This window comes from Streptomyces similanensis (assembly GCF_039543625.1).
Taxonomy (GTDB): Bacteria; Actinomycetota; Actinomycetes; order Streptomycetales; family Streptomycetaceae; genus Streptomyces; species Streptomyces similanensis.
The window spans coordinates 81,119-92,669 of the sequence record NZ_BAABKC010000056.1; the positions used below are offsets into that span (position 1 = coordinate 81,119).

The following is an 11,551-nucleotide window of genomic DNA, read 5'->3' on the forward strand; positions in this document are numbered from 1 at the left end:
CATGGCGCATTGCATAGGGCAGGAACATGGAGGTCACCGGACCGCCGTGGGAAAGCACGCCGGATCACGATCCAAGGGCGGCAGAACGAATTCCCGGACCACGGGAACGCACTGCCCGCAGCGCGGAAACGGAATCGGTCCCGGCACCGCCTTCCGGACACCTCGACTTCGGCGGCCAGGAGCGGGACTTCGCTTCAGCCGCGCATCGCCTCCTCGCCTTCCCCGCCGACCGGGCCCGGGCGCCGCGTGTTTCCCCGGCCGAGGCCGGGGCGGGCGCCTGTCCGGACGACAGTGTCGTCCAGCTGCTCGACAACGCGGCAACGGAGCCCCGTCCCGCCGCCCCACTCACGGAGGTACCGCAGAATGACTGGCATCACCGTCAATCCTGCCGCCGGGCGCATCGGTGCGGAGATCGAAGGCGTGGACATCTCCCGTCCGCTCGACGCCGAGCAGATCCGCACCATCCAGCAGGCGCTTGACGAGTGGAAGGTCGTGATCTTCCGGAACCAGCGGCTCGACCACGCGACGCAGACCGCGTTCGGCCGGCAGTTCGGCGAGCTGACCTACGGTCACCCGCACCACGAGCCGCCGAAGGACGCGCCGGAGATCTACACGATCCAGCACCGCCGCTTCGAGAAGCAGCTCGGCGGCGATGCCACCCGGAAGCAGCGCTCCTACGCGTACGCGGGCAACAACGGCTGGCACTCGGACCTCACCCCGTTCATCAACCCGCCGGCCGGCGCCATCCTCCGCGCCGAAGTGCTGCCCAACTACGGTGGCGACACCCAGTACACCAACCTGGTGGCCGCCTACGAGGGCCTGTCGGAGCCGTTCAAGAAGTTCGTGGACACGTTGCGCGCCGAGCACCGGTACGGCGCGAACTGGTCCGGCATGCCGCAGCCCAGCGTGGCCGGATTCCAGAAGCGTGTCGACGAGAACTCCCTCGTCGCCCACCACCCGATCGTCCGGGTGCACCCGCACACCGGCGAGAAGGCGCTGTTCGTGAACCCGATCTACACCGACCACATCGTCGGCATGTCGCCCATCGAGAGCCGTCTCATTCTCGGCTACCTCTTCGACGAGATCGCGCGGCCGGAGTACACGGTCCGGTTCCGCTGGGCCCCTGGAAGCGTCATCTTCTGGGACAACCGGGCGACCTGCCACATTCCCCCGCGCGACCTCGACCACCTCGACGTGGAGCGGGTGCTGCACCGGGTGACGCTGGTCGGAGAGGTGCCGGTCGGCCCGGACGGCCGTGAGTCGGAGGCGATCGAGGGGCCCCGCCTCGGGTCGGAGCCGGTGTTCACCTCGACGTTCTTCGACCGTCGGGACCGGGCCGCCAAGGAAACGGTGTCCTGAACCGGGAACCGGAGACCGCCGGACCGGACGGCCGTCGGACGTCCCGGTCGTACGGCGCTGCCCCTGCCGGAGGTCCGGCGGGGGCAGCGCCGTACGGCGGTACGGGAGGACGGGAGCGTGGGTTTCACCCGTCCCCGATGAGCGACAACGCGAGGAGCCGCGGGCCGTCACCGGGCCCGCGGCTCCTCGCGTACCGTTACGTCAGCTGTTCGCCCAGAGGCCGGTCAGCACGTCCTCGATCCTCGCGATCAGCCGGGGCGCCTGCTCGGTGAGGTAGAAGTGGCCCCCGGGGAACACCTCCATGGTGAACGGGCCGCTCGTGTGCTCGCTCCACACGCGGACATCCTCCAGCGGCGCCTTGGGATCGTCGTCGCCCACGAAGGCCGTCACCGGACAACTCACCCGGTGCACCCGCTGGGGCCGGTACGTCTCGGCCGCCCGGTAGTCGCTGCGGATCGCCGGCAGCACCATGCGCAGCAGGTCGTCGTCGGCGAGGAACCGGTCGTCCGTTCCGGACAGTTGCCTGACGTCACGGAGGAGGGCCTCGTCGCCTCGCCGGTGCACGTCGTCCTGCGGCCGGAACCGGGAGGGCGCCCGTCGGCCCGAGGCGAACAGCATCACCGGGACGATCCCGGCCCGCTGTTCCAGCAGTCCGGCCAGCTCGAAGGCCAAGGACGCGCCCATGCTGTGTCCGAACAGGGCCAGCGGACGGCCGTCCTGCTCCGCCACGACCAGGGGGAGCAGCCGGTCGGCGAGTTCGGGGATGTTGTCGATGCAGGGTTCCTGCCGTCGGTCCTGCCGGCCCGGATACTGTGCGGCGAGCACTTCGACCCTCGGGGCGAGGGCTCGGGAGACGGGGAAGTAGAAGGTCGCCGAGCCTCCCGCGTGCGGCAGGCACAGCAATCGTGTCCGTGCCTGCTCGGCGGGGTGGTATCGGCGGATCCACAGATCCCTGTCCGTGCCGTGCGTGGTCATAGGGGCACTCCGGATCGGTCGGCTGAGGCCGGCTGCTAGACGTCCCAGGTGACGGGCAGCTTCCGCAGCCCTTTGAGGAGCATCCCGCTGGTGTAGGTGAGTTCGTCGACCGGTACGTCCAGACGGAGGCCGGGGAACTCGCGGAGCAACGTGGTGTAGGCCACCTCCAGCTCCAGCCGCGCGAGCTGGGCGCCCAGGCAGCGGTGGGGGCCGTGCCCGAACGCCACGTGGCCGTCGGCGTTGTCCCGGCCGAGGTCGAACCGGTCGGGCTCCGGGAAGGCGCGTGGATCGAGGTTGGCCGCGGTCGGGCTGGCGAGGACCACGCTGTGGGCGGGGATGGTGAAGCCGCCCAGCTCGACGTCGGCCGTCGTCACCAGGTGGAGTCCCTCGTGCGGGTCGGTGCTCGGGCTCAGCACCACGTACCGCAGCACCTCGTCGATGACGGAGGGGATCAGCGAGGGGTCGGCCCGCACCGCCGCGAATTGGTCCGGGTGGTCCAGCAGGGCCACCAGGCCCTTGCCGAGCATGTTGGCCGTCGTCTCGTGCCCGGCGACCAGCACTCCGAAGACGATCTGGACCACTTCCTCCTCGTTGAGCCGGCCCTCGACGTCGCGCGCCGTGACCAGGTCCCGCAACAGACTGCCCTCGGGGCAGCGGTGCGCGTCGGCGGCCAGATCCCCGATGTACGCGACCAGCGCCCGGCGGGCCCGCATGGCCTGTTCCGGCGGATAGGCGTTGGTCGAGGTGATCTGCTCCGACCACGGGCGGAAGAGGTGCCGGTCCTCGTAGGGCACGCCCAGGATCTCGCAGATCACCGCGACCGGCAGCGGAAAGCACAGGGCGGCGCCGAGGTCCGCGGGAGGCCCAAAGTCGCGCACCCCGGCGAGCAGTTCCAGGGTGATCTGCTCGATCCGCGGACGCATCGCGCGGATGCGCCGGACGCTGAACGCCGAGGCGACGGACTGGCGCAACCGCGTGTGCTCGGGCGGGTCGAGGTCGTGCATGCCGGGCCGGGAGAAGACCGCCGCGCGCCCGGTCACCGAGCCGCGGCGGTGCGCCTCGGCGCGGCTGAACCGGGGGTCGGACAGCACCGTCCGCACCTCCGCCATGCCGCTGATCAACCAGGCCTTCTCACCGTCCGTGGTGGTGACTTCCCGCACGGGCGCCTCTCGCCAGAAGTCGCGGACCGCCATCGGCGCGGCGTATTCCTGCTCGTTCTCCGAGTCCGGTGCTGCCTGGACGAATTCCGTCACCGCTCGCTCCTGGTCCACTTGGCTGGTCCACGACCACGGCCGCTGCCGACCGTCGACAATCCTCTTCGGATTAGATCGTGCCCGCGGCGCACGCAGCACACCAGTGGACGAAGGTGCAATGTACATAACGGAATTCGATTTGATATGAGTGAATGGAAAGCATTTCCCATATTCGAGAGAGATACGGAGAGTCGATGGACCGGAGGGAACGGGTCAAGCTGTACGACCGGATGGCCGAAGCCTACGATCGATCGCGGCCGAGCTATCCCGATGACGTCATTCACGAGGTCCTGGGCGATGCGGCGGCCGGTCTGTCGGTGCTCGACGTGGGTTCCGGAACCGGAATCGCCTCGCGCCAGATGGCGAAACGCGGCGCCCGGGTCCTGGGCCTGGACATGAGCGCCGGGATGAGCGCCGTCGCGGAGCGCCACGGCATCCCCACCGAAGTCGTTCCGTTCGAGACCTGGGACCCGGCCGGCCAGAAGTTCGACCGGGTCACCTGCGCACAGGCCTGGCACTGGATGGATCCGTTCGACAGCGCGGCGAAGGCGGCGTCCGTGCTCCGCCCGGGCGGCCGCCTCTGCCTGTTCTGGAGCGCGGGCTTCCATCCGGACGAACTCGCGGACGCCCTGGCGGACGCCTACCGGCGCGTTCTGCCGCCCGGTTCCGCCAAGCTGACCCTCGGTTACGCCGTGAGCCGGTCCAGCGATCTTCCGCTGGATTTCAGCGTGGTGACCGGCTCGCCCCGCGCCTTCCGGCACATGACGGAGCATCCGGCCCAGTCCTTTGCGTGGAGTGCGACCTACACCCGGGACCAATGGCTCGACGAGCTGTACACGCACACCGACCACGCGGCGTTGCCGCCCGGTGTGCGGCAGAACCTGTTCGAGGAGATCGGCAGCACCATCGACCGCTTCGGCGGCGCGTTCCGCATGACGTTCTTCACCTATCTGTTCTCCGCCACGGCGCCGCGGTAGCCACAGGGCGGCCGGGCCGCCGCGACGCCCGCCGGGGCCCGCGGCTCGGCCGCGGGCCTCGGCGGGGTCGGTCGTGGCTAGGCGGCCTTCGCCTGCACGTCCACCAGTTCCTCCGCCGGGACCGGCTGCAGACGCTCGCTGGGGATGGCGAGCGCCAGCACGGCGGAGAAGACGGTGACGCCGGCGCCGGCGAGCAGCGCCGTGTGATATCCGGAGACGAGCACGGACTGCACGCTCCCGGTGGCGCCCTGGCTGACCGTCGCGGCGATGCTCGTGAACACCGCGACGCCGATCGCGCTGCCGATCTGACGCGTCGTCGTGGCCACTCCCGAGTAGAGGCCGGCGCTGTCCTTGGGGGCGCCGGCGGTGGCCGTGATCGTCAGACACGGCAGGGTCAGTCCCATGCCCGCGCACAGCAGTTCCATCGGCCAGAAGATGGCGCCCCAGTAGTCGCCGTGGACCGGCATGCGGGCGATCCACACGACACCGGCGGCGTACACCAGCAGTCCGACGATCAGGATCGGTCGTGCGCCGATCCGCTTGACGAACCGCGCGGTCACGATGGCGACGACGAACGTGGTGAGTCCGCCGGGGAGTTCGGCCAGCCCCGCCTTCTGCGGGTCGTAGCCCAGTACGTTCTGGATGTAGAGGACGACGAGGATGACCTGGGAGGCCATCGCCGTGGTGGCCACGAACGAGACCAGGTTCGCCATGGAGATCGTGCGCGAGCGGAAGATGCCCAGCGGCACCATCGGGCGCTTCGTCCGCGACTCGATCAGCAGGAAGGCGGCCAGGAACAGGATCGAGACGGCGAAGGAGAGGAGGGTGTGGGCGGACAGCCAGGCGTGGTTCTTGAGGCCGATGGTGGCGTACACGGCGGCGGTCACCGCGCTCACCACGCAGATCGCTCCCGGCAGGTCCAGTGACGCGATCCCGGTCCGCGCGGTCGGCACCCGGCGGGTCAGCGTTCTGGTGCCGAAGAACAGCAGCACACAGCCGATCGGCAGGCAGAAGAACAGGGTCGAACGCCAGCCCCAGTGATGGGTGAGGACACCGCCGAGCACCGCGCCGTTGACGCCGCCGATGATGCTGGCCGCACCCCAGATCGAGATCGCGCGATTGCGCCGGTGCTTGTCCGGGTAGGCCGCGATGATCAGTCCGAGCGAGGACGGGAGCAGGATGGCACTGCTGACCCCGTGCGCCGCTCGCGCGGCCACCAGTTCCCCGCCGTTCTGGGCGAACCCGCCCAGAACGCTGCCGAAGGTGAACAGCCAGAGGCCCGCCAGGAAGACCTCCCGCCGGCCGAACAGGTCGCTGAGACGGCCGCTCAGCAGCAGCAGCCCGGCGAGCCCCAGGCTGTAGGAGTTCACGACCCACTGGAGTCCGGTGACGTCCAGGTGGAGACTGCGCATCATCGTCGGCAGCGCGATGCTCACGACCGCGTTGTCGAATTGCACCATGAAGTACGCGACACAGGATATCGCGGCGACATACCACAGCGGGCCCTTGACCACGCTTCCATCGGACTGTGGTCTGTCGTCCGTTCTCTCCAGATTCGACGTCACACCGACCCCTTTCCAACACTGTCAATTCTTGGCCATCATTCGACCGTCAGCGGAATTTCTCTGCCCGCACGGCCATTCCTACGTATTGGCGGGGTGGATACTGATCGCACGCTCCGGGCAATTGGCGGCGCACCGTCGCGCGGCCGGCTCCAGCTCTTCGGGCACCGGCCCGCTCGACCGCAGCGTCCCGTAGCCGAGATCGCCGCAGTCGAACAGCTCCGGAGCCAGATCCATACAGCGCAGGTGTCCCTGACACTTGTCGGCGTCCAGTTCAATGCGCACTCAGCACCCCCACGTCAATCGAATGCGCACGCGTACGAGACGATCACGTCAGGCTCTCCCGACGCTCTCGGTCGATGTTTGAAGTTTGTTCTACTCGGCATTACGCACGGGCGTCAATAGAACCTTGGTACGACACGGTTCCCCCGGCAGCCACCGCCCGTGTACCAAGGTCCACTTCACACAAGAGGGCCGATTTTATAGAAAAAATAGGTACGGGGAGTAGTGCGGAAAGTCAACCTCCGCGTTCGGCTCAGGCCGATCCGCGGGCAGCCTGAAAAGCCGATTTCCCCGGCCTCGGCCATGCCGTTCAAATCACCGTTCACGCGGGGCTCGCCCGCACGCCCGCTGACCGGTTCACGCGCTCGGCCAGCTGCGCGCGGTGCCCTATGAAGGAGGATGTGGATGTCGCTGCGCCTCGAAGGTGACATCGCGGTGGTCGGCGTTTCCTGCCGCTTCCCCGGTGCGGACGGACCTGACGCGCTGTGGTCGCTCCTGGCTGCCGGGACCGCCGTCGAGGCGCCGCTGCCCGAGGGACGCTGGGAGCCCGACGCGCTGGCGGGTCTGCCGGCGGCGGAGGCCCGCGTCGTCCGGCGCGGAGCGTTCCTGGAGGACGTCGCCGGCTTCGACGCGGCGTTCTTCGGGGTGCCGGCCCGGGAAGCGGCGATGATGGACCCCCAGCAGCGGCTGATGCTGGAGCTGAGCTGGGAGGCGCTCGAGGACGCCGGGATCACCGGCCGGCCGGTGGCGGGCAGCCGTACCGGCGTGTTCCTCGGCGTCGCCACGGACGACTACGGCACGCTCGTCCGCGGCAAGGGCGCCGAGGCGATCACCGCGCACACGCTCACCGGATCCCAGCGCTCCATCGTGGCCAACCGCGTCTCCTACTTCCTGAAGGCGAAGGGGCCCAGCCTCGTCGTCGACGCCGGGCAGTCCTCGTCGCTGGTCGCGGTCCACCTCGCCGCGGAAAGCCTGCGCCGCGGCGAGTCCGATGTCGCCATCGCCGGCGGCGTGGCCCTTCGGCTGACCCCGCACCACGCCATCGCGGCCAACCGTCTGGGAGCCTTGTCGCCCGACGGGCGGTGCCACGTCTTCGACGCGCGCGCCAACGGATTCGCCCAGGGCGAGGGCGGCGGCGCCGTCGTGCTGAAGCCGCTGGAGAGCGCACTGGCCGACGGCGACACCGTCTACTGCGTGATCCGCGGCAGCGCCGTCACCCATGACGGCGGCGGCGACCAGTTGGTGTCGCCGACCGCCGACGGCCAGGCGGAGGCCATCCGAGCGGCGTACCGCCGGGCCCGCGTGGACCCCGCGACGGTCGTGCACGTCGAACTGCACGGGACGGGCACGCCGACCGGCGATCCCGTGGAGGCGGCCGCCCTCGGCTCCGTGATCGGCACGGCACGGGCGGCGGACGATCCGCTGCGCGTCGGCTCCGTCAAAGCCAACATCGGGCACCTGGAAGCGGCGGCGGGCATCGCCGGCTTCATCAAGACCGCCCTGTGCGCGCGCACCGGCACCCTCGTCCCGACCCCGGGATTCCGCACGCCGAACCCGCGGATCGCCCTGGCGGAGCTGAACCTGCGCGTACAGACCTCCATCGAGGCGGCGCCCGCCGAAGCGGTCTACGGCGTCAGCTCGTTCGGTCTGGGGGGAACCAACTGCCACATCGCGGTGACGGCGCCGCCCCGGCCGCTCCAGGACGAGCGGCCCTCGGGCCCGGGGCCGTCTCCGGTGCCCGTGGTGCTGTCCGCGGCGGACGCCGGCGCGCTGCGGGCGCAGGCGGCCCGGCTCGCCTCCGCTCTCGACGGCGCCCCGGACCTCGTCGACATGGCGTGGTCGCTCGCCACCACGCGTGCGGAGTTCGCACACCGTGCCGTCGTCCTCGCAACGGACCGCGCCGACGTCGGCGCGGTCCGCGACGGGCTCGGCGCCGTGGCGTCCGGGCTGCCGTCGGGGTCGGTGGTGACCGGGCGGGCCTCCGGCTCGGCCGGTCCGGTGCTCGTCTTCCCCGGCCAGGGGTCGCAGTGGGTCGGCATGGCCGCCGAACTCCTCGGCTCCTCCCCCGTGTTCGCCGAGTCGATCGCACGCTGCGCCGACGCGCTGGCGCCGTTCGTGGACTGGTCCCTCGACGAGGTGCTGCGCGGCGGGCGGCCGGCCGACCTGGAGCGGGTGGACGTGGTCCAACCCGTGCTGTGGGCGATGATGGTCGCGCTGTCGGACGTATGGGCCGCGCTCGGCGTCCGCCCGGCAGCGGTCGTCGGCCACTCCCAGGGCGAGATCGCCGCCGCGACCGTGGCAGGCATCCTGTCGCGGGCCGACGGAGCGCGGGTGGTGGCGCTGCGCAGCCGGATCATCGCGCGTCATCTCGCCGGAAAGGGCGGCATGGCATCGGTCGCGCTGTCGGCCGACGAGCTGCGCGACATCCTGACCCCGTACCCCGAGGTCGGTCTGGCGGCGCTCAACGGACCGCGCTCCACCGTGATCAGCGGTCCCTCCGAACCGCTGGAGCGGGTGCTCGCCCTGCTGGAGGCCGACGAGGTGCGGGTACGGCGGGTGCCGGTCGACTACGCCTCGCACTCGGCCTACGTCGACGCCATCACCGACGAACTGACCGACGCCCTGGCCCCGATCACTCCGGGCCCGGGTGAGATCGCCTTCCACTCCACGGTGACCGGCGCCGAACTGGACGGCTCCGAACTCACCGCGGAGTACTGGTGCCGCAACCTGCGCCACACGGTGCGGTTCCACCCCACCGTCGAAGCGCTGCTGGACCGCCACGCCGTGTTCGTCGAACCGAGCCCGCATCCGGTGCTCACCCTGCACGTCCGGAGTTCCGCCGAACAGGCCGGGGCGGCGGTCACCGCGATCGGGACGCTGCGCCGCGGGGAAGGCTCGCTCACGCGGCTGACCGCCTCGGTCGCGGAGGCCTGGACCGCGGGACTGCCCGTCGACTGGACCACGCTGTTCGACGGCTCCGGCGCCCGCCGGGTGCCCGTGCCGACCTATCCGTTCCAGCGCGTGCGGCACTGGCTCGACACCGTGGACACCGAGGCGCCCGACGAGGAGTCGGCGCTCGCTTCGCGGTTGCGGCGGGAGAGCGACGGAGATCTGCACGCGATCCTGCTGGATCTGGTGCGCAGGCACACGGCGGTGGTGCTGGGCCTGGACGCCCCGGAAGCCGTCGAGGACTCGACGCCGTTCCGTCGACAACAACTGACTTCGGTCGGCGGCGCGGAGGTGTGCGTCGGCCTGGCCAGGGCCACCGGTCTGGCCCTCCCCGCGACGGCGGTGTTCGATCACCCGACGCCGCTCGCGTTGGCCGAGCACCTCGCGCGGCGCCTGCGCGGCACGACGGTGGCCGAGCCGGTGCGGGCCCGCCGCCCGGCGGCGCACGACGACGATCCGGTCGTGGTCGTGGGTCTCGCCTGCCGTCTCCCCGGTGGGGTCTCGACACCTGAGCAGTTGTGGCAGCTGCTTCTCGACGACCGCGACGTGATCGGGGCGTTCCCCGCCGACCGCGGCTGGGACCGGGACCTGACGTCCCTCTCGGCGACGAACCGTGGTGGGTTCCTCTACGACGTGGCCGAGTTCGACGCCGCGTTCTTCGGGATCTCTCCGCGTGAGGCGCTGGCGATGGACCCGCAGCAGCGGCTGCTGCTGGAGACCTCGTGGGAGGCGCTCGAACGGTCCGGGATCGACCCCCGGGGTCTGCGCGGCAGTTCCACCGGGGTGTTCGTCGGCGCGATGGCCCAGGACTACGGCCCCAGGCTGCACGAACCCTCGGACGGGACCGACGGCTACCGGCTGACCGGAGCGACGACGAGTGTCGCGTCGGGCCGGGTGGCCTACGCCCTGGGGCTGGAGGGCCCCGCGGTCACCGTCGACACCGCCTGCTCGTCGTCACTGGTCGCGGTGCACCTGGCCGCCGAAGCGGTGCGGCGCGGCGAGTGCGGCGTCGCGCTGGCCGGCGGTGTCACCGTCATGTCCACACCCGGCATCTTCGTGGAGTTCAGCCGGCAGGGCGGGCTGTCCCCCGACGGCCGGTGCAAGGCCTTCTCCGCCGCCGCCGACGGGACCGGCTGGGGCGAAGGAGCGGGACTCCTCGTCCTGGAACGCCTCTCCGACGCCCGGCGCCACGGCCACCCGGTGCTGGCGGTACTGCGCGGTTCGGCCGTCAACCAGGACGGCGCCTCCAACGGCCTCACCGCGCCCAACGGCCCCTCCCAGCAACGCGTCATCCGCCAGGCGCTGGACAGCGCCGGGCTGCGCCCCGACGAGGTGGACGCCGTCGAGGCCCACGGCACCGGGACGCGCCTCGGCGACCCCATCGAGGCGCAGGCGCTGCTGGCCGCCTACGGCCAGGACCGCGAACAGCCGCTGTGGCTGGGCTCGTTGAAGTCCAACATCGGTCACACCCAGGCCGCCGCGGGTGTGGCGGGTGTGATCAAGATGATCCTCGCCATGCGGCACGGGGTCCTTCCCCGCACCCTCCACATCGACGAACCCACCCCGCACGTCGACTGGTCGGCGGGCGCCGTCTCCCTGCTCACCGAGCAACAGCCCTGGCCCGACCACGACCGGCCCCGCCGCGCCGCCGTCTCCTCCTTCGGCATCAGCGGCACCAACGCCCATGTCATCCTCGAACAACCCCCCGCGGACGTCCGCGACCGGGTGGCGGGGGCACGCTCCCTCGACGCGCCGTGGCTGCTGTCGGCATCGGACGAGGCCGCGCTGCGGGAGCAGGCACGGCGCCTGCGGGAACAACTGGCCGCGCAGCCGGACACGGACCCCGCCGACGTCGGCCACACCCTCGCGGTGGGCCGGGACCGCTTCGCGCTGCGGGCCGGGGTCTTCGGCGACAGCGCCGAGGAGCGGGCCGAGGCGTTGTCGGCGCTCGCCGACGGCGCGGCGCATCCGGCCGTGACCCGCGGCGTCGCGTCCGCCGGGGGCAAGGTGGTCTTCGTGTTCCCCGGACAGGGCTCGCAATGGGCGGGCATGGGAGCCGGCCTCCTCGACACCTCACCGGTCTTCGCCCAATGGATCGACCGCTGCCAACAAGCCCTCACCCCCCACACCGACTGGTCCCTCACCGACATCCTCCGCGACCCCGACGCCCCCCTCCACCGCGTCGACATCGTCC

Annotated in this window: 7 protein-coding genes; 3 read left to right on the forward strand and 4 right to left on the reverse strand. The window is 71.1% G+C overall.

Features of this window, described 5'->3' with window-relative positions; genetic code table 11:
• The first annotated feature begins 363 nt into the window (after positions 1–363).
• On the forward strand, positions 364–1,359 hold the full coding sequence (locus ABEB07_RS19955; RefSeq protein ID WP_164583491.1) for a TauD/TfdA dioxygenase family protein: 996 nt from the start codon (positions 364–366) through the stop codon (positions 1,357–1,359).
• A gap of 201 nt (positions 1,360–1,560) precedes the next feature.
• On the opposite strand, the gene ABEB07_RS19960 is transcribed toward ABEB07_RS19955, so the two are convergent.
• Together ABEB07_RS19960 and ABEB07_RS19965 are read right to left on the reverse strand one after the other, a co-directional pair.
• On the reverse strand, positions 1,561–2,334 hold the full coding sequence (locus ABEB07_RS19960; protein ID WP_345669573.1) for a thioesterase II family protein: 774 nt from the start codon (positions 2,332–2,334) through the stop codon (positions 1,561–1,563).
• 35 nt (positions 2,335–2,369) lie between these two features.
• Entirely contained in the window at positions 2,370–3,587 is a 1,218-nt protein-coding gene (locus ABEB07_RS19965; protein WP_345669574.1) for a cytochrome P450, read from the reverse strand.
• A 152-nt stretch (positions 3,588–3,739) separates the two neighbouring features.
• Between ABEB07_RS19965 and ABEB07_RS19970 the strand changes: the two genes are divergently transcribed.
• On the forward strand, positions 3,740–4,564 hold the full coding sequence (locus ABEB07_RS19970) for a class I SAM-dependent methyltransferase (RefSeq protein WP_345669575.1): 825 nt from the start codon (positions 3,740–3,742) through the stop codon (positions 4,562–4,564).
• Positions 4,565–4,641: 77 nt separating this feature from the next.
• On the opposite strand, the gene ABEB07_RS19975 is transcribed toward ABEB07_RS19970, so the two are convergent.
• Positions 4,642–6,129 (reverse strand): MFS transporter, encoded by a 1,488-nt coding sequence (locus ABEB07_RS19975; RefSeq protein ID WP_345669576.1) that lies wholly within the window; start codon positions 6,127–6,129, stop codon positions 4,642–4,644.
• 78 nt (positions 6,130–6,207) lie between these two features.
• Complete coding sequence (locus tag ABEB07_RS19980; RefSeq protein WP_164587174.1) at positions 6,208–6,411, reverse strand: ferredoxin; 204 nt, start codon at positions 6,409–6,411, stop codon at positions 6,208–6,210.
• 402 nt (positions 6,412–6,813) lie between these two features.
• On the opposite strand from ABEB07_RS19980, the gene ABEB07_RS19985 reads away from it, so the two are divergent.
• The coding region (locus ABEB07_RS19985; protein WP_345669577.1) for a type I polyketide synthase at positions 6,814–11,551 on the forward strand (4,738 nt) is incomplete at its 3' end.